The sequence below is a fragment of the Kosakonia pseudosacchari genome, from assembly GCF_900184035.1.
Lineage (GTDB): Bacteria > Pseudomonadota > Gammaproteobacteria > Enterobacterales > Enterobacteriaceae > Kosakonia > Kosakonia pseudosacchari.
Window position 1 is genome coordinate 197,994 of record NZ_FXWP01000013.1, and the last position, 17,259, is coordinate 215,252.

The window sequence follows — 17,259 nt, forward strand, 5'->3', positions numbered from 1 at the left end:
CATGGCGAGTGAATTACCGCGCCCCGAATACAGCCGCAATATGCGGCTGATTGGTCACAGCGACCAGGGCGGACGCCCGGACGGCGTGCAACTGATGGTACACCGTGGCTTTGCCTATATCGGCCATATGGTGTCGCAGGGGTTTTCGATTGTGGATGTGCGCGACCCGAAAAACCCGAAAGCCGCCGGTTACGTACCGGCGCCGCCGGGCACCTGGAATGTGCATCTGCAAGCCCATGACGATCTGCTTTTGGTGATCAACGCCCGCGATCTGTTCGCTGATGCGCGCTTTGCCGATGAAAAGGTCTATTACACCCGTTCGGTCGGCGAGACAGTCAGCGATGTGCAGGATAAAGGCTGGAGCGCCGGGCTGCGCATTTTTGATATCTCCACGCCCGATAAACCGCGCGAAATCAGCTTCCTGTCGCTTAACGGCATCGGCATTCACCGCATCTGGTATGTGGGCGGGCGCTGGGCGTATGTCTCGGCATTGATCGACGGTTTTACCGACTACATCTTCCTGACCATCGATCTGGCCGATCCGCGCAAACCGCAGGTCGCCGGGCGCTGGTGGCTACCGGGGATGAACCAGGCCGCAGGGGAAACGCCAGACTGGCCGGAAGGCAAACGTTATGCGTTACATCACGCGATTATCGCCGGGGATACCGCTTACGGTAGCTGGCGTGATGGCGGGTTAACGCTGCTGGATGTGAAAGACCGCACGCAGCCGAAACTGATTAGCCACCGCAACTGGAGCCCGCCGTTTGGCGGCGGTACGCACACCGCGCTGCCACTGCCGGACAGGGATTTACTGGTGGTGCTGGATGAAGCGGTGCTCGACCATCAGGAAGATGGCGAGAAGCTGATCTGGCTGTTTGATATTCGTGAGCCCGCAAACCCGGTAAGCATCGCCACCTTTCCGCAGCCGGACGAAAGCGATTATGTGGCGAAAGGGGCGCATTTCGGCCCGCACAACCTGCACGAAAACCGCCCGGGCAGCTTTATCAGCTCGACGCTGATTTTCGCCACTTACCAGAACGCGGGCGTACGCGCTTACGATATTTCTAACCCGTATCGCCCTGTGGAAACCGGCGCGCTGGTGCCTGCCGCGCCGCAAAAGATGATGGATACGCGGCCTGGACGCCCGCGCGTTATTCAGTCCTGCGATGTGTTTGTGGATGCGAACGGCATTATCTACAGCACCGATTACAACGGCGGGCTGTCGGTCATTGAGTATCTGGGTTAGCCATATTCTCTCCCCCGCAAAGGGGAGAGAAGGGGATTAGCTGTACTGACGCACGCGGGCAATCAGCTCGTCAACGTTCTCAATGCGCCCGGCGATGAGAATCAGCGCTTTGCCGAGCGTAATGGCGTGACGCAGGCAGGCGTGGCGCATCGCTTCGTCTTTGATGGTGTCGATATCGGCGACGTGCGAAAGCCCGACGCTGCGGCGAATCAACTCGGTACCGCAAAAACCAATCGCGTCGCACCACACTTTTTTCAGGAAAGCGCTGGCGTAGCCCGGTTGTGCTAACGCGGCGTCACGGGTTTTCTCACTCGCCAGCGCCTGAAAGCGTTCGGCGAAAGTGGTCCACAGGGTTTGAATATCGCTCAGACGCTGCTCGCGCGCGCTGGCCGCATCGCGAATGCCAAGATGCCCCGGTAAACCGCAGTAGTTGAGCAGCAGGTTGCCGATGGCGGTGCCGATATCAAAGCCGATCGGGCCGAAGTAACCAAACTCGGCGTCAATGGCTTTCAGGCGACCCTCGGCGACAAAAATTGAGCCGCTGTGAATATCGCCGTGCAACAGCGCTTCGGCGTGGGAGAAGAAGCGGTGTTTGAGTGCCGCCACCGCCAGTTTCAGCTGCGTGTCATCGCGCAGGGCGGCGACATCGGCTTCCAGCTCGGCCGGGTAGTTGTTGCGCTCATGAATCTGGTAAGGGTCGTTGAAGAACAGATCTTCAGTGATTTCGCACATTTCCGGGTTGATGAACTGCGCGACCTGCGCTTTTTTGTCATGCGGATGCAGGTAAAAATCGCTGGTGTGAAACAGCACCTGCGCCAGGTATTCGCCCAGTTGCGCGGCGGCGTGCGGGTAAAACACATTGTTAATGAGTTCGCCGCGCCAGATTTTATGATCGGAGAGATCTTCCATCACCATCACCGCCAGTTGCGGGTCGAAATGGTGGATTTTCACCGTGTGCTGTGGGCTGTGCTGGTAATGCTCGACCAGCGTTTGCGCTTCCAGCCGGGCGCGGTCGAGCGTTAACGGCCAGGACTCACCCACGCAGCGCACATAGGGCAGCGCCTGTTTGACGATAATGCGGCTCACGCCCTGGGTGTCGAAAATTTTGAACACCAGATTGAGGTTACCGTCGCCCACCTCCTGCGCGTCCACCAGTTCGGACGGGTTGTCCAGGCCGCCAAATTGTTGTGCATACGCCACGGCATCGCGGGCGGAGAAGGTACGGTATTGCGACATTGCCTCGATCCTCTTTTGCTAATAAAGCCATTTAGACGTCTATACATCCGGAATTCATCCTGACACAATACGCTACAACAACGCAACAGGGATTTAACGCAATGCAGCCATTACAGACCACCAGTCTGCGAGTCGCCGACAATCAATTATTTATTCTCGACCAACAGGCCTTACCGCAGCAGAAACAGTGGCTACCGGCCAGTACGGTAGAAGAACTTGTCGGCCATATTCATGCCCTGCGCGTGCGTGGTGCGCCGTTGATTGGCCTTTCTGCGAGCCTATTGCTGGCGCTGCTGGCAGAGCAGGGCGCAAATCGCGATCAACTGGCGCAGGCGCTGGCAACGCTGCGCGCGTCGCGCCCGACGGCGGTGAACCTGATGAATAACCTCGATCGCATGAAACAGGCGCTCGCGCAGGAGCACTTTGTGGCGGCGTTAAGCGCCGAAGCGCTGCGGCTTATTGAGGAAGATAAAGCGCTTTGCGACAACATCGCCAATGCCGGTAGCGCACTGGTGACGCCGGGCAGCCGCTTGCTGACCCACTGCAACACCGGCGGGCTGGCGACGGCGGGTGTCGGTACCGCGCTGGGGGTGATTGCGCTCGCCCATCAGCAGGGCAATGTGGCGAATGTGTGGGTGGATGAAACCCGACCTTTGCTGCAGGGCGGGCGTTTAACCGCCTGGGAACTGGGCGAACTGGGCGTGCCGTATCAGTTAATTACCGATTCGATGGCCGCCAGCCTGATGGCAAAAGGGCAGGTGGATGCGGTGTGGGTGGGGGCGGATCGCATTGCTGCCAATGGCGATGTGGCGAACAAAATCGGCACCTATTCGCTGGCGGTGCTGGCGAAATTCCACAACGTGCCGTTTTATGTGGCGGCGCCGCAAACGACGCTCGATCCACATTGCCCGAACGGCGATGCCATTCCCATCGAGCAGCGTGCTGCCGCGGAAGTGACCGGCGTGGCCGGGAGTTTTGGCGCGGTGAGCTGGGCGCCGGAAAACGCGCGGGTTTACAACCCGGCGTTTGATGTCACGCCGGCGGCGCTGATTAGCGGCTGGGTACTCGACAGCGGCGTGGTGACGCCTGCCAATGTGGTAAACGGAATATTCCAGCCACACTAAGCGCAACGTAAAAGGCCGGATAACCGTTATCCGGCGTCAACACCGCCGTCTGCTTACCGGATAGCGGCGGTGCCTTATTGAACAACCACCTAAATCACACGCACGGCCCGGTGGCGCAGCCGTAAATCATCATCAACGGAAACGCCGGGATCAGTAACGGGGCCACCCACGAGACGTTCTGTTCGGTGGTGTCGTTAATTGTCACGGTCACCGGTTTTTCCAGCGTGCGGGTATCGGGGCCGGGTGGGTGTTGCAGAATATAGACCACATCCCCCTGCGCTTTGAAGGTCACCGCCAGCTTTTTATTCGGTTCAATAATATTCGCGCCGTAGTGGTAACGCAGGCGTTCAATCTGCGCGGCACTCAGCCCGCTGACATCAACGAGCGCTTTGTACTCCGCCGTCACCTTTTCGTCTTTCACCACAAAATTCACGGCAACGCCAGGAACATGGCTGGCAAACTCCTGATAAAACTCCGCGTACCGGGCGTAGGCATCAGCATGTGGATCATTCCGGATGAAGTTGTAGGCGTACTTATTTGAATAGGCGGTGATGCGATCCTGGCGCACTTCCAGCGCGGTGATGGTGTCCCATTCCGGCATCGGGGACGTCGTCGCGCAGCCACCCAGCAGCACGATAAAAAACAGCACAATAACCTTTTGCATGATGGCCTCCCGGTAAGCGTTAGCGCCGGGGAAGCATACACGCCTTGCGGCGTGCCACAAGGGGAGGCTACAGAATTGGGTAGGGGGCGTTTATGTCGCCGGGTGCAGCAAAATCACATCGTTATCGATGGTGCTGGCCTGGCTTTGTGGCGTTGCGGCGTTTTTGTCATAGCGCGGCGGCGTGATCACCGGGTAGACAAAACTGCCCACTTCGCTGCACTGCTCCGGCGCTTGCGCTCCAGCATAAAACAGAAAGTACTGACCGGAATCCGGGAAAAAGGCTAAGTTGTCGCCGTTGCCAAAGGTGGTGCTCCAGAACGGCACGCCCGCTTTAGTTTTGCTGCGCTCTTTTCCCGCCGCGACCTGAAAATGGTCGCTCCATTTCATGGTAATCAGGTTGTAGTCGAAAAAAGAGACCGTCAGATTGCCGCGTGTCGGGCAGTGAAGTTTGACGGCCTCATCAGCCCTCACACTGGAGATAAAGGTTACCAGCAAGAGAAGCAGGGAGTATTTCATCGGCGGTTTCCGCAGGTTTTTGGCAAAGCACGAAGGTAATCCATCGCGCTGGTGAAAATCCGTAAGAAACGATGTCAGCAAAAGAGAAAACGAATCAGGATGTTAACGCGGGGTTGCGGCCAGCCTGTTTTTTGATGTTGTATAGGCTTCGTTTACTTTGACATGATAATAATTATCAAAATCATTCATATCTGACTATCGGCAGGGTTGTTTTTTTATGCAAGGGAAATCGATCTTTACGCTCGCGCTCTCCGCTTTTCTCGCTGTTCCCATGCTGGCACAGGCCACGCAATATCCGCTCACCGTAACCGATTTCGATGGCCGCAACGTGACCATTGAACACGAACCGCAACGCATTATTTTGCAGGACGGGCGCGACATCATGACGATGGCGCTGCTCGATCGCGATAATCCGTTTAAACGGCTGGTGGCATGGAACAACCTGGCGAAAAAACAGGACATTGCCACCTGGGAAATGCTGAAAACCCGGTGGCCGGAAGCGACCCGCATTATGGACATGGGCTTTAGCGATAAAGGCAATGTTGACCTGGAAAGCGTGCTGGCAAAACAGCCGGATCTGATGATTGCGCAACTGCGCGCGAAACCGGCGCTGACCGATAGCGGCGTGCTGGCCAAACTGACCGCGCTGCACATTCCGGTGGTGTTTGTTGATTACGAAGTGAACCCGGTAAAAGACACCGCACCGAGTATCGATCTGCTGGGCAAAGTGATTAACCGCGAAAGCAACGCGGCGGCGTACACTGCGTATTATCGCCAGCAACTGGCAGCGATTGAGCAGAAAACAGCGGCCATCAATCCGAAACCGAAAGTCTTCGTCGAAGCGCTGGCCGGTAACGCGGAGAGCTGCTGCTTTACGCATGGCCACAGCGGTTGGGGCGGGCTGGTTGAAGCCGTCGGTGCGAAGAACCTTGGCTCGGAACTGCTGCCGGGCGCAACCGGGTTTATCTCGTTGGAGAAAATCATCAGCGTCAACCCGGATGTCTATATCATGACCGGCTCAAAACGGGGCAACAGCCAGGTGCTGCCGCTCGGTTTGAATGTGTCACAGAGTGAGGTGAACAACCAGGCGCAGGTGCTGCTGCAGCGCACTGGCATCGCGCAGATCCCGGCGGTCAGCGCCAAACATGTGTATGGCGTTTACCATCACTTCTATAACCATCCGTACAACATTGTCGGCATGGAATATCTGGCGAAAGATATCTACCCGCAGGCGTTTGCGGATTTGAACCCGGATGCGACCTACCATCACATCATCAAAAACTTCACCAAACTGCCGGATAACAACTTCGTGTATAGCTGGCAGCAGGACAAATGAGTACCACTCTGGAAACCCGCGAGCAGAGGCAGGACAGCCTGATGCTCAACTACCGCGTGATCCTTCGCCGCCGCGTCAGTTTGCTGGCGCTGCTGGTGGTGTTCATTGTTGCCTCGATGCTGCTGGATTTCACCCTTGGCCCCTCCGGTCTGCCGCTGGATACGCTGTGGCAAACGCTGGTTGACCCGGCGAGTGCCGATGCCGGTACGCGGGTGATTGTCTGGGATATCCGCATGCCCTACGCGCTGATGGCAATCATTGTTGGGCTGACGTTGGGGCTGGCGGGTGCGGAGATGCAGACCATCCTCAACAACCCGCTGGCGAGCCCGTTTACGCTCGGCGTGTCGTCGGCGGCGGCGTTTGGCGCGGCGCTGGCGATTGTGCTTGGTATCGGTATTCCCGGCGTTCCGGCGCAGTGGTTTATCTCGGCGAACGCGTTTCTCTTCGCGCTGCTGGCGGCGCTGTTGCTGGACGGTATCACCCGCTGGACGCAGGTGGCGACATCGGGCGTGGTGCTGTTTGGTATCGCGCTGGTGTTTACCTTCAACGCGCTGGTGTCGATGCTGCAATTTATCGCTAACGAAGACACGCTGCAGGGGCTGGTGTTCTGGACCATGGGCAGCATTGCGCGCGCGTCGTGGGAAAAACTGGGCATTTTGCTGCTGGCGCTTTCGGTGATCTTGCCGCTGTCGATGCTCAGCTCGTGGAAGCTGACGTCGCTGCGCCTCGGCGAAGACCGGGCGATAAGTTTTGGCATTAATGTGCGTCGCCTGCGGCTGGCGACACTGCTGCGCATCAGCATTTTGTCGGCGCTGTCGGTGGCGTTTGTCGGCCCGATCGGTTTTATCGGTCTGGTTGCCCCGCATATTGCCCGCATGGTGTTCGGCGAGGATCACCGTTTTTATCTGCCCGGTAGCGCGTTGACTGGCGCGCTGGTGTTATCGCTGGCCTCTATTGTTTCCAAGAATCTGATCGATGGCGTGATTATTCCGGTGGGCATTGTCACCTCGCTGGTCGGCGTGCCGTTCTTTATCACTATTATTGTGCGCCATCGGGGGAGTGTATGAGCCAGAGCGGCCTGAGCCTGCGCGGGTTTGGCGCGGGATATTACAAGCGACAGATTATTCGCGATCTCAATATTGCTAATTTGCCGCGCGGCAAAGTGACAATTCTGCTTGGGCCAAACGGCAGCGGCAAATCGACGCTGCTGCGGGCAATGGCCGGGCTGAACAAGGCGGAAGGGGAATTGCTGCTGGATGGCGAAGAGCTGCTCAGCCAGCCGTTTGCCCGACGTGCGGAGCAGGTAGTTTACCTGCCGCAATCGCTGCCGGCGGGTGTTCATCTGCATGTGCTGGAGTCGATTATTGTGGCGCAGCGTGCTTCCGGCGGTTTACACAGTGCGGCAAAGCAGGGCGAAGTGATGTCGCTCTTGCGCCAGCTCGGTATTGAGCATCTGGCGCTGCACTATCTCGACCAGCTCTCCGGCGGGCAGAAACAGTTAGTCGGGCTGGCACAATCGCTGATCCGCCAGCCTTCGCTGCTGCTGCTCGATGAGCCACTCAGCGCGCTGGATCTCAACTACCAGTTCCACGTAATGGATCTGGTAAAGCGGGAAACGCGTAGCCGCAATATCGTCACGGTTGTGGTGGTGCACGATATCAATATCGCGCTGCGCCACGGCGACCACGTGCTGATCCTGAAAAAAGGCGAACTGGTGGCAAACGGCGTGCCGGGCGAGGTGATAACGCCGGAAAGCCTGGCGCAGGTGTACGGTGTGCGCGGGCGCGTGGAACCCTGCTCGCAAGGGATGAAGCAGGTGATTATTGACGGCTTAACCCACCAGGCAAGCTAGCCTGAACGCGGCATCGGCATCGGCATCGGCATCGGCATCGGCAACGACTGTCGGCTGTCGGCGGGCTGCGGCAAACGGCACCGCTAAAGCGTCACCAGCGTTGATGCGGGTGCTGTGCGTAGTGATGCAGCACCGCTTTATAGGGTTCGGTGCGGGCGTCGGGATGCTGAATAATCGACTCCAGCAGCACGGCAATGGCGCTGTCGTGTTCGCCAAGATTGTGCAAACACAGGGCATAAAAAGGCCGCACTTCGGTGGCTTGCGGCCAGCTTGTCATGATCTCCTCAAACAGGGTTTTCGCTTGCGCATATTTCCCCAGGCAGCGCCACGTTGACGCCAGACCAAACTGCGCTTCGAACTTATCTTCGCCGCTTAATCCGGCCTCAAGCGCCGCCAGATAGTGAGGCTCGGCGTCGCGCTCTTTGCCTTCGTTATCATATGACCAGGCGATATTGAGCAACGCCTGCGCGCGTAGCGCGGGCTCTTCTGCCAGGGCATGCAGCGCCTGACGGCATTTATCGTGCTGACCCTGTTTGCGCAGCGCAATCGCTGCCTGCAATCTGCTATCCATCGTTTTCATCCGTTAAGGGGGTTTGAACGTTATAAAGCAGGCAACAGGCAGCCACAAGATTAGCGCGCGCTGATCCGCCAGATAGCGTTACCGGCATCGTCGGCAACCAGCAGGCCGCCTTGTTTATCCATCGCCAGCCCGACCGGCAGCCCGCGCACCTGTTTCTGGTCATCAGTAAGAAAACCGGTCACTACCGGCTGCGGTTGGCCAACCGGTTTGCCATTCTCAAATTTCACCCACACCACCTGGTAGCCATTAAGCGGCTTACGGTTCCAGCTTCCGTGCTCGCTGATAAACGCGCCACCGCGATACTGCGGCATGTTATCGCCGGTATAGAACAGCAGCCCCAGCGGGGCGACGTGTGAGCTAAGCGCGTAATCCGGCTTGATGGCCCCGGCAACTAAGTCGGGGCGCGGCGGTTTAACGCGTTCGTCCACGTGCTGGCCAAAGTAGCTGTAAGGCCAGCCGTAGAACCCTTTCTCTTTTACCGAGGTCATATAGTCCGGCACCAGATCGGAGCCAATTTCGTCGCGTTCGTTGACGATCGCCCATAACGCGCCGCTTTCTGGCTCCCATTGCAGGCCGGTTGGATTACGCAGCCCGCTGGCGTAAATACGGCTTGCGCCAGTGGCGGCATCCACTTCCAGCACCGCCGCGCGGCGATATTCCGCGCCAATGCCGTTTTCGGTGATGTTGCTGTTGGAACCCACGCCCACGTAAAGTTTGCTGCCGTCGGGGCTGGCGAGCAGGGATTTGGTCCAGTGATGGTTAATTGGCCCGCCGGGCAGTTCGGTAACGGTTTCACCCGGCGCACTGACGCTGGTTTCCCCCTGTTGATAGGGGAATTTCACCAGACTATCGGCATTGGCGACCCACAGCGTATCGCCAATCAACTGCATACCAAACGGCGAGTGCAGGTTTTCAATAAACGTGTGTTTCTGCCATGTCCCTCCCACGTTACGCAGTAAGGTGATGCGGTTGCCGCCAGGCCCGCCTTTGCCGGAGGCTTTTTGCACCAGACCCATAATCAGCTGTTTCGGGCGCGTAGTCGGTTTGGCTGGCGCGTTGGCCTCGGCAACGAGAATGTCGTTATTCGGCAAAACGTATAGCTGGCGCGGATGCAGCAAGCCCTCCGCTACTTTTTCAATCTTTAACCCCGGCGGGACGGTTGGCGTTTCGCCCGCTTTCCACGCCACGCCTTCCGGCACCAGCATGGGCGGTAAAAGAAAATTCTGCGCTTTGGGGAGCTCAGGCTCAGGACCAACTTGCTTCATCGGATCAATGTTAGCCCCCTGATCGCAGGCGGTGAGCAGGGCGGCGAGGGCGGCAACAGTCAGTAAGCGATTACGCATATTCATGGTTTTTTCCTTACTGGAGACGTGTGCGCAGGGCGAGTTGAACATGAGCAATCAGCAGCAAAATCACCACCGCCGTTGAGAGGAACACACCAGACGGCACCACCGCGTAAGCATCCCGGCTATGCACAAAAGCGTTAAAAATCGCCAGCACGATAGCCACCAGCCAGAGCCAGAAATGGAGTTTCTCCGCCTTCGTAACGCTATGGCGCTGCGTTACCCAAACCTGCACAAGGCTGATTAGGCGCGGAATGATGGCAATCAACAGACCAATGGCGATAAGCCAGCTTGCCGCATCGGTCCACATGATTTGAAAGGTTTTAATGTAGAGAATATCGAAAATCCACGCCGCGACAAAAAAGCCGGTGGGCAGCGGGTTAAAGAGTTCGTAAAGCGCAAGCGTCGCGCGCGATGGCCCGGAGAGTGTTTGCATTGGTCTTTCCTTTTTGTGGAAACAATCGGGGTAAGCCACAGGATCTGCTTGTTAAAGGGTAGACCGCTTAGACAAAATTTAATTAATTTTGCTTATGTGTTGCGTTTATTCCATTCACGTCGCGCTAATCCTGCGGGCCACAATTTCGCCTGGAAAATATTCACTTTACATTCTTTTATCGATAATGATAATCGGTATCAAAATGTTTCTTATTGTTGTCATTTGATTTTGTTACGGAATGATCCCTGCAAAACGTAGGGAATAATAAAAATTGAGGGTTGGTTAGATGAGAATTTCCCCTTTGTACGGCGCGATGGCTCTGCTTTTCGCCTCGCCGCTTTATGCGCAGGATGCGAAAAATAACGATGATGAACTGATTGTGACCGCCACCCGAACTGACGGTTCGCGTAATGATTCGCCACAGGTCATTAAAGTCATCAGCGAAAAAGAGATTGCCCAGCAGCGGCAAATCACCTCCGATACCTCGCAGATCCTCAGCAACCTGCTGCCGTCGTTTTCGCCGTCACGACAGAAAATGTCCGGCAGTGGCGAAACGCTGCGCGGGCGCACGCCTTTGGTAATGATTGACGGGATCCCGCAATCAAACCCGCTGCGCCCGACTGGTCGCGAAATGCATACCATTGATGCCTCAATGATCGAGCGCATTGAAGTGATCAAAGGGGCGAACGCCAGCAACGGCGTCGGCGCGACGGGTGGGGTAATTAACATCATCACCAAACGTGCGAAACCGGGCACCGTCAACCAGCACGTCAGCGTGGAAACCACCACGCCCACCGCGGAATTTGACCGCGATACGCTTTCCTATAAAACCAACTACAGCATCAATGGCAGCGAAGAGTACATCGATTACCTGTTCGCGCTGAGCTACGAAGATCAGGGGCTGTTCAAAGACGCCGATAATCACGCCATCGGCGTGGATAACACGCAGGGCGATTTGATGGATTCCCGCGCCTGGGATCTGCTGGCGAAAGTGGGTTACTGGCTGGATAACGATCAGCGCGTACAACTGAGCCTTAACCGTTACCGCCTGAAAAACAAAGATAACTATGTCAGCGTGCGAGGCGATCGTGATGACGGCGTATTAACCACATCGAAGAAAGGCAATCCGCCGGGCAGCGCGCCGCACAACGATGTCTGGACGGTGGGTGCTACCTACGATAATTACAATCTGGCAGGCATGAAGCTGACGGCGCTGGCCTATTATCAGCGTTATGAGGCGCTGTTCGGCGCGACCAATTCCTCGTCATTCCAGGATCCCGCCATTGCCCCCATCGGCACGTTGTACGATCAGAGCCGTGCATATACCGATAAGTACGGCAGCAAAATCGCGCTCACCAAAGACGATCTCTGGGATGACCGCATTAAAGCGACGGTGGGTTTCGATACCCTGTTTGATAACTCGAAACAGGATTTATGGGCCACCGGGCGCACCTACGTACCGGAAATTAACTACACCGATCTGTCACCGTTCCTGCAACTCGAATACACGCCGGTTGAATCGGTGAAATTAAGCGGCGGCGTGCGCTATGAATACGCCCGGCTGAATATCGACAGTTATCAAACCGTGTGGGCCAATGACCGCGTGACAGTGGAAGGCGGCACGCCATCGTTTGACCAGACGCTGTATAACGCCGGTGTGGTCTGGACGCCGATCGAACCGTTAAGCCTGTTCGCCAGCTACAGCGAAGGGTTTGCCGTGCCGGACGTCGGACGCGTGCTGCGCGGCATCGACACGCCGGGCGTCAAACTGGATAACTACAACGGGCTAAAACCGATCGTCACCAAAAACAGCGAAGTTGGTTTCCGCGTACAACAGGCGCCGTTTGATTTCGAAGCCAGTTACTACCAGTCCACATCGAAGCTCGGTAGCCGCGTTGAGCTGGTCAACGACGCCTTTGTCGCCCGTCGCGAAAAGACCGAGATTGACGGTGTGGAAGTAAGCGCCGGTTACAGCCCTAATGCCGATCACAAATTAACCTTGTCGTGGTCACACATGCGCGGGCGTTATGACAGCGATGACAACGGTAGCCTGGATGCGAAACTCGATGGCTTAAACATCGCCCCGGATCGCATCATCGCCAACTGGTCGGCAAACTGGAATGCGCAACTGAGCACCTTCCTGCAGGCCAACTGGGCGCTCAGTAAGACATTCGACGACGCGGAAAAGGACTTTTCCGGCTATGCGCTGGTGGACGCGGCGGTTGGCTACAAGCTGCCGTACGGGCAGGTGAGCCTTGGGGTGTCTAACCTGCTGAATAAGCAGTACATCACCTACTATTCGCAAAGCGCGTCTGTCGATCCGGATCGCTATTTCGCCGGACGGGGACGCACCGCGACGCTGGGCTACAGTCTCGATTTCTGAGTGTTGCCGCCCCGTTTAGCGGGGCGGTTTGAGTGGATGATGAAAAACGAACTCGCTTTCTCGCTTTCGCGCCGACGCAGCTTACAGGCGCTACTGTTGTGCAGTGTCTCACCATTGCTGTTTGCCCGACCCGGCGTACCGCGCGCGGTTTCTCTGTTTCAGGGGGCAACCGACAGCCTGGCCGCGCTGGGCGTTACGCCCTGCGGCATTGTTGAATCCTGGGCGGAAAAACCGGTGTACCGCTATTTACGCCCGCAACTTTCCGGCGTGCCGCAACTGGGGCTGGAGACGCAGCCTGCGCTGGAAAAAATCGCGCTGCTTAAACCGGATATCATTTTCGCTTCCCGCTTTCGCCACCAGGATGTTGCGCCGCTGATGGCGAAAATCGCCCCTGTTACGCTACTGGACGATGTCTTTGAATTCAAAAAAACGCTGACGGCGGTGGCGCAAAAACTCGCTCTAACCAGCACTGCCGCGCAACTGCTCCAGCGCTGGGATGCGCGTATTGCCGCACTGCGCAGCCTGATGCAACAGCGCTTTGCCGGGCAACGTGCGCCGCAGGTGTCGGTGATTGAAATACGTCCTGACCACATTCGCAGCTATGTGGCGAACAGCTTTCCCGGCTCGGTGATGTCCGAAGTGGGATTTGCCTGGAATGCGCAGGCCATGCAGGCACACAGCGCCTCGTTGCGTTTTTCCAGCATGGAGAATATTCCGCTGCTGGATGCCGATCTGTTTTTTATTTTGTTGCGGACCAGCAGCCCGGCCATCACGCGCCAGTACCACACGCTGACGGCGCACCCGTTGTGGCGGCAACTGCGCGCGGTGAAAGCGCGGCAACTGTGGGAGGTGGACAGCGTGCCGTGGAGCTTATCCGGCGGCATTCTTGGCGCTAACCAGATGCTCAATGATGTGGAACAGGCGCTCAACCGGGGGCATGTATGAGCGGGCGTTTTCTGCTCTGCGGGCTGCTGCTGGTGGCGCTGATGGTGCTCAGCATCATGACTGGCGCGCGGTTTTATTCGCTCACCCAACTGACGCAGGCGCTGCTGCATGCCGATCCTGGCAGCGCGGTGGATATCATTATTCGCACCTCGCGCCTGCCGCGCACAGTGCTGGCGGTTGGCGTTGGCGCATTTCTCGCCGTGGCGGGCGCGTTGATGCAGGCGTTGACCCGCAACCCGCTGGCCTCGCCGGGGCTGTTTGGTGTTAATGCGGGCGCGGCGCTGTTGATTGTGCTGGCAGGCAGTTTTTTCGCCGTCGGCGATCCGTGGAGCACGCTGTTGCTGGCTTTTAGCGGGGCCTGCGCCACCGGCACGCTGGTGTGGTTTGCCAGTAAAGTCAGCAACGGGCAGCTTAATCCCCTGCGGCTGGTACTGGCGGGCGTGGCGATCACCGCGCTGTGTAATGCGTTTACCCAGGCCATTCTCGTTATCGATCAGGAAAGCCTCGACACCATGTTGTTCTGGCTGGCAGGTAGCCTGGCGGGTAACGATGTACAGCATGTGTACCCGATGCTGCTTCCCGGTGCGCTGCTGGTGGTTGCCGCCTGCTTTTTCGCCGGGCAGATGAACGTGCTCAACGCCGGAGAAGAGATTGCTCGTGGGCTGGGGCTGAATATCGCGCTGGTGCGCCTGCTGGCGAGCATGCTGGTGGTGGGGCTGGCGGGCTGTGCCGTAGCATTAGCGGGAAATGTCGGTTTTGTCGGTCTGATGGTGCCGCATATAGCGCGCCAGTTATTTGGCAGCGACCTGCGCCGGACGCTTCCGGCCTGTGCGCTGCTCGGCGCGTTACTGTTACTGGCCGCAGACATCGCCGCGCGCGTGGTTATCCTGCCGCAGGAGTTACCGGTTGGTGTGATGACCGCACTGATGGGCGCGCCGTTTTTTATTCTGCTGGCGCAACGCAGGGGGAACCATGCCGGATAGCCAGCTTTTGCGCTGCGGGCCATTTTCCCGCCACTACTCCCGGCGTTTACTGCCGCTATTACTCGGCTGTACGGCGATGACTTTGCTGGTCGCGCTGGTGGCATTGAACACTGGCGATGTGGCTTTCTCGCTGGCGCAAACGCTTCGGCTGCTGGTGCAGCCTGACGCCAGCGCGCACAGTTTTATTCTGCACCAGTTGCGCCTGCCGCGCGTGGCACTGGCGATGCTGGCGGGCGGCGGGCTGGGGCTTGCCGGGTTGATCCTGCAAACGCTGGTGCGTAACCCGTTAGCGTCGCCGGATACGCTCGGTGTGACCGCCGGGGCGAGTGCCGGTGCGTTGCTGTGGCTCTCCTTTTTCAGCCTGCGCTATGGCAGCGCGCCCTTACCGTATGCGGCGATGGGCGGCGCGGCCTGCGCTGTCGGGCTGATCTTTTTGCTGTCGTGGCGCAAAGGTCTGACGCCGTTGCGGCTGATTCTCACCGGCGTGGGTGTTTCCGCGCTGGCGGGCGCGGTGGTGACGCTGGTGCTGGTGTTCAGCCCGCTGACCACCACCTTTTCCGCCTGGGTATGGTTGAGCGGCAGCGTCTATGCCGCCACCTGGGATAAAGTGCTACGCCTGCTGGCGGTGTATGTCTGGGCGGTGCCGGTACTGCTGTTTCTGGCTCGTTATCTGAAAACCCTGCAACTGGACGACGCGCTTGCCATCGGGCTTGGCGTTCGGGTGCAGCCGCTGCGAGTGCTGTTACTGCTAAGCTGTGTGGTGCTCTCCGGCGGGGCGATTGCGCAGGTGGGGGCGATGGCCTTTGTCGGGCTGATTGCGCCGCACCTGGCAAGGCTTGTGGTGCGCCAGGGCTTTTTCGGCCAGGCGTTTGTCACCGTTTGCAGCGCTGGCAGTATGGTGGTTATCGCCGACCTGTTCGCCAGAACGCTATTCCGCCCGGCTGATTTACCGGCCGGCATTTTTGTGGCGCTGGCCGGTGCGCCGTTCTTTTTGTGGCTGCTGATTCGGCAGCGGACGTAATCTGATGGGGAAAATGTGTCTCTCTCAACGCAAAAGCTGAGCGTCAGCTATCAACAGCGGGAAGTGATTAACGCGCTGGATTTAACCCTGCCTGGCGCGAAAGTCTCGGTGCTGATTGGCAGCAACGGCTGCGGCAAAAGTACGCTGCTCAAAGCCATGGCGCGCTTGCTGACACCACAATCCGGCACCGTTATTCTCGATGGACTGGACATTCACGCCAGCAATACGGCGGAGATTGCCCGCAAGCTGGCCATTTTGCCGCAAACGCCTGTCGCCCCGGAGGGCATCACGGTGCGCCAGTTAGTGAGCCTGGGGCGTTTTCCTTATCAGAACTGGCTGCGCCAGTGGTCGCAAGAGGATGAGCAGCAGGTGAATGCGGCGCTGCGCCTGACGGGAACCGACGCGTTGCAGCATCGCCCGGTGGATGCGTTATCCGGCGGACAGCGCCAGCGCGTGTGGATTGCCATGACGCTGGCGCAGGCCACTGACACCCTCTTGCTGGACGAACCGACCACCTATCTCGATCTGGCGCACCAGATTGAGATCCTCGAACTGTTGCGTCAGCTCAACCGGCAGCAGGGCAAAACCATTGTGATGGTGCTGCACGATCTTAACCTCGCCTGCCGTTATGCCGATCATCTGGTCGCTGTGCATGACGGGCGCGTTTATGCCGAAGGCGCGCCGCAACAGATAATGAGCGAAACGCTGGTCAGCGACGTGTTTAATCTGCGCTGTCGCATCATCGACGATCCCTTTTTCCATACGCCGTTATGCATTCCATTTCCCGGAGCGTCAGATGCTGACGGTTGAAGAGCATTCGTATCTGCAACGCGTTTTTCGCCTGTGTTCGCGATCACAAGCCGATGCGCGCAGCATACCGGCCAACGCGCTGCTGGATGCACAAACCTGTCGCGAGCTGTTAGTGCGGGTGATGCCGCTGACTGGCGCGCCGGATCTGGCGATTGCCGCGTCGCTGCTCGCCAAACGGCTGGCCTTTCTGGCGACCGGGAATGTGCTGTACGCGATGAGCGTGTTTGATAAAGGCTTGCCGTTATCCCTGCACGACAGCCGGCTGGAGTATGCGCATGACAACGGGCTGTGGAGCTCGTCGCTGCCGGTGGATGTCACGGTAACGCATTACCTTCCCGGCCAGCGCGACGCGTGGCGCGAAACGGTGGTTGGCGCGCTGTTTCGCGATTATTTAGCGCCGTTGTGGCAGAGCCTGGCGCGGGTCAGCGGTTTGCCGGAAGCGATTCTCTGGGAAAACACCGCCGTGCGCGTTTACTCGCTCTACCAGGGGCGAATGGAGGGGCTGAATGCGCCGCAAGCGCAGCGCCAGCAGGCGGATTTCGCCTGGCTGCTGGACGCCGCCGCGCCCGATCTATTTGCCGCGCCCTGGAATCCGCTGAAGCGCTTTCGCCGGCCTGCGCAAAAGAACGCGGCGGGTAAGATGGTGCGTTTTCGCCGCACCTGCTGTTTTTATTACAAAGCCTCAACGCCGGTGGAGTATTGCCACAACTGCCCGCTGTGCCGGGAGAAATAAATGACAGCGAGCGCGGCGGTGATTAAGGTAATGTCACCCTGCAAAATAACA

Annotated in this window: 17 protein-coding genes; 11 read left to right on the forward strand and 6 right to left on the reverse strand. The window is 58.1% G+C overall.

Features of this window, described 5'->3' with window-relative positions; genetic code table 11:
• The first annotated feature begins 1 nt into the window (after window position 1).
• Window positions 2–1,246 (forward strand): LVIVD repeat-containing protein, encoded by a 1,245-nt coding sequence (locus BN2591_RS10900; RefSeq protein WP_086871403.1) that lies wholly within the window; start codon window positions 2–4, stop codon window positions 1,244–1,246.
• Between the two features lie 36 nt (window positions 1,247–1,282).
• Here BN2591_RS10900 and mtnK read toward each other — a convergent pair whose 3' ends face one another.
• Entirely contained in the window at window positions 1,283–2,482 is a 1,200-nt protein-coding gene (gene mtnK / locus BN2591_RS10905; protein ID WP_086871405.1) for an S-methyl-5-thioribose kinase, read from the reverse strand.
• Window positions 2,483–2,583: 101 nt separating this feature from the next.
• On the opposite strand from mtnK, the gene mtnA reads away from it, so the two are divergent.
• Window positions 2,584–3,606: an S-methyl-5-thioribose-1-phosphate isomerase gene (gene mtnA, locus BN2591_RS10910; RefSeq protein ID WP_086871407.1), complete on the forward strand. Its 1,023-nt coding sequence runs from the start codon at window positions 2,584–2,586 to the stop codon at window positions 3,604–3,606.
• Between the two features lie 94 nt (window positions 3,607–3,700).
• Here the strand turns inward: mtnA and BN2591_RS10915 are convergent, their stop codons facing one another.
• Together BN2591_RS10915 and BN2591_RS10920 are read right to left on the reverse strand one after the other, a co-directional pair.
• On the reverse strand, window positions 3,701–4,270 hold the full coding sequence (locus BN2591_RS10915) for a hypothetical protein (RefSeq protein ID WP_086871409.1): 570 nt from the start codon (window positions 4,268–4,270) through the stop codon (window positions 3,701–3,703).
• Window positions 4,271–4,360: 90 nt separating this feature from the next.
• Window positions 4,361–4,786, reverse strand: coding sequence for a hypothetical protein (locus BN2591_RS10920; RefSeq protein WP_086871411.1), 426 nt, complete (start codon window positions 4,784–4,786; stop codon window positions 4,361–4,363).
• A 217-nt stretch (window positions 4,787–5,003) separates the two neighbouring features.
• Here BN2591_RS10920 and BN2591_RS10925 point away from each other — a divergent pair, with 217 nt between their 5' ends.
• The 3 genes from BN2591_RS10925 to BN2591_RS10935 are packed head-to-tail and all read left to right on the forward strand — an operon-like array spanning window position 5,004 to window position 7,974.
• Window positions 5,004–6,122, forward strand: a complete 1,119-nt coding sequence (locus BN2591_RS10925) for an ABC transporter substrate-binding protein (protein WP_086871414.1) — start codon at window positions 5,004–5,006, stop codon at window positions 6,120–6,122.
• A 38-nt stretch (window positions 6,123–6,160) separates the two neighbouring features.
• Window positions 6,161–7,189 carry a FecCD family ABC transporter permease gene (locus BN2591_RS10930; protein ID WP_162494950.1) on the forward strand — a complete coding sequence of 343 codons (1,029 nt, stop codon included), beginning with the start codon at window positions 6,161–6,163 and terminating at the stop codon, window positions 7,187–7,189.
• Window positions 7,186–7,974 carry an ABC transporter ATP-binding protein gene (locus BN2591_RS10935; protein ID WP_086871419.1) on the forward strand — a complete coding sequence of 263 codons (789 nt, stop codon included), beginning with the start codon at window positions 7,186–7,188 and terminating at the stop codon, window positions 7,972–7,974. Before BN2591_RS10930 ends, BN2591_RS10935 begins: the two co-directional genes overlap by 4 nt.
• A gap of 91 nt (window positions 7,975–8,065) precedes the next feature.
• Here the strand turns inward: BN2591_RS10935 and BN2591_RS10940 are convergent, their stop codons facing one another.
• Genes BN2591_RS10940 through BN2591_RS10950 form a run of 3 tightly spaced genes read right to left on the reverse strand, consistent with a single transcriptional unit; the run spans window position 8,066 to window position 10,333 of the window.
• Entirely contained in the window at window positions 8,066–8,545 is a 480-nt protein-coding gene (locus tag BN2591_RS10940) for a tetratricopeptide repeat protein (protein WP_086871421.1), read from the reverse strand.
• A gap of 59 nt (window positions 8,546–8,604) precedes the next feature.
• Window positions 8,605–9,903, reverse strand: coding sequence for a PQQ-dependent sugar dehydrogenase (locus BN2591_RS10945; protein ID WP_086871423.1), 1,299 nt, complete (start codon window positions 9,901–9,903; stop codon window positions 8,605–8,607).
• Between the two features lie 10 nt (window positions 9,904–9,913).
• Window positions 9,914–10,333 carry a DUF2231 domain-containing protein gene (locus tag BN2591_RS10950; protein ID WP_086871426.1) on the reverse strand — a complete coding sequence of 140 codons (420 nt, stop codon included), beginning with the start codon at window positions 10,331–10,333 and terminating at the stop codon, window positions 9,914–9,916.
• 286 nt (window positions 10,334–10,619) lie between these two features.
• On the opposite strand from BN2591_RS10950, the gene BN2591_RS10955 reads away from it, so the two are divergent.
• The 6 genes from BN2591_RS10955 to BN2591_RS10980 are packed head-to-tail and all read left to right on the forward strand — an operon-like array spanning window position 10,620 to window position 17,208.
• Window positions 10,620–12,716: a TonB-dependent receptor gene (locus BN2591_RS10955; RefSeq protein ID WP_425268952.1), complete on the forward strand. Its 2,097-nt coding sequence runs from the start codon at window positions 10,620–10,622 to the stop codon at window positions 12,714–12,716.
• Window positions 12,717–12,752: 36 nt separating this feature from the next.
• Window positions 12,753–13,661, forward strand: coding sequence for an ABC transporter substrate-binding protein (locus BN2591_RS10960; RefSeq protein ID WP_086871430.1), 909 nt, complete (start codon window positions 12,753–12,755; stop codon window positions 13,659–13,661).
• Entirely contained in the window at window positions 13,658–14,644 is a 987-nt protein-coding gene (locus BN2591_RS10965; RefSeq protein WP_086871432.1) for a FecCD family ABC transporter permease, read from the forward strand. The genes BN2591_RS10960 and BN2591_RS10965 overlap by 4 nt, the downstream gene beginning before the upstream one ends.
• A complete protein-coding gene (locus BN2591_RS10970) occupies window positions 14,634–15,665 on the forward strand; it encodes a FecCD family ABC transporter permease (protein WP_086871434.1) in 1,032 nt (343 codons plus the stop codon). The genes BN2591_RS10965 and BN2591_RS10970 overlap by 11 nt, the downstream gene beginning before the upstream one ends.
• Window positions 15,666–15,680: 15 nt before the next feature.
• Window positions 15,681–16,475 carry an ABC transporter ATP-binding protein gene (locus tag BN2591_RS10975; protein WP_086871436.1) on the forward strand — a complete coding sequence of 265 codons (795 nt, stop codon included), beginning with the start codon at window positions 15,681–15,683 and terminating at the stop codon, window positions 16,473–16,475.
• On the forward strand, window positions 16,462–17,208 hold the full coding sequence (locus tag BN2591_RS10980) for an IucA/IucC family C-terminal-domain containing protein (RefSeq protein ID WP_086871438.1): 747 nt from the start codon (window positions 16,462–16,464) through the stop codon (window positions 17,206–17,208). Before BN2591_RS10975 ends, BN2591_RS10980 begins: the two co-directional genes overlap by 14 nt.
• Window positions 17,209–17,259: the final 51 nt, after the last annotated feature.

Coding starts and splice junctions, on each gene's coding strand:
- BN2591_RS10935 (WP_086871419.1), top strand. CDS start 7,186: ATGAGCCAGAGCGGCCTGAGCCTGCGCGGGTTTGGCGCGGGATATTAC.
- BN2591_RS10960 (WP_086871430.1), top strand. CDS start 12,753: ATGATGAAAAACGAACTCGCTTTCTCGCTTTCGCGCCGACGCAGCTTA.
- BN2591_RS10980 (WP_086871438.1), top strand. CDS start 16,462: ATGCTGACGGTTGAAGAGCATTCGTATCTGCAACGCGTTTTTCGCCTG.
- BN2591_RS10965 (WP_086871432.1), top strand. CDS start 13,658: ATGAGCGGGCGTTTTCTGCTCTGCGGGCTGCTGCTGGTGGCGCTGATG.
- BN2591_RS10940 (WP_086871421.1), bottom strand. CDS start 8,545: ATGGATAGCAGATTGCAGGCAGCGATTGCGCTGCGCAAACAGGGTCAG.
- BN2591_RS10955 (WP_425268952.1), top strand. CDS start 10,620: ATGAGAATTTCCCCTTTGTACGGCGCGATGGCTCTGCTTTTCGCCTCG.
- BN2591_RS10900 (WP_086871403.1), top strand. CDS start 2: ATGGCGAGTGAATTACCGCGCCCCGAATACAGCCGCAATATGCGGCTG.
- BN2591_RS10915 (WP_086871409.1), bottom strand. CDS start 4,270: ATGCAAAAGGTTATTGTGCTGTTTTTTATCGTGCTGCTGGGTGGCTGC.
- BN2591_RS10950 (WP_086871426.1), bottom strand. CDS start 10,333: ATGCAAACACTCTCCGGGCCATCGCGCGCGACGCTTGCGCTTTACGAA.
- BN2591_RS10920 (WP_086871411.1), bottom strand. CDS start 4,786: ATGAAATACTCCCTGCTTCTCTTGCTGGTAACCTTTATCTCCAGTGTG.
- mtnA (WP_086871407.1), top strand. CDS start 2,584: ATGCAGCCATTACAGACCACCAGTCTGCGAGTCGCCGACAATCAATTA.
- BN2591_RS10925 (WP_086871414.1), top strand. CDS start 5,004: ATGCAAGGGAAATCGATCTTTACGCTCGCGCTCTCCGCTTTTCTCGCT.
- mtnK (WP_086871405.1), bottom strand. CDS start 2,482: ATGTCGCAATACCGTACCTTCTCCGCCCGCGATGCCGTGGCGTATGCA.
- BN2591_RS10970 (WP_086871434.1), top strand. CDS start 14,634: ATGCCGGATAGCCAGCTTTTGCGCTGCGGGCCATTTTCCCGCCACTAC.
- BN2591_RS10945 (WP_086871423.1), bottom strand. CDS start 9,903: ATGAATATGCGTAATCGCTTACTGACTGTTGCCGCCCTCGCCGCCCTG.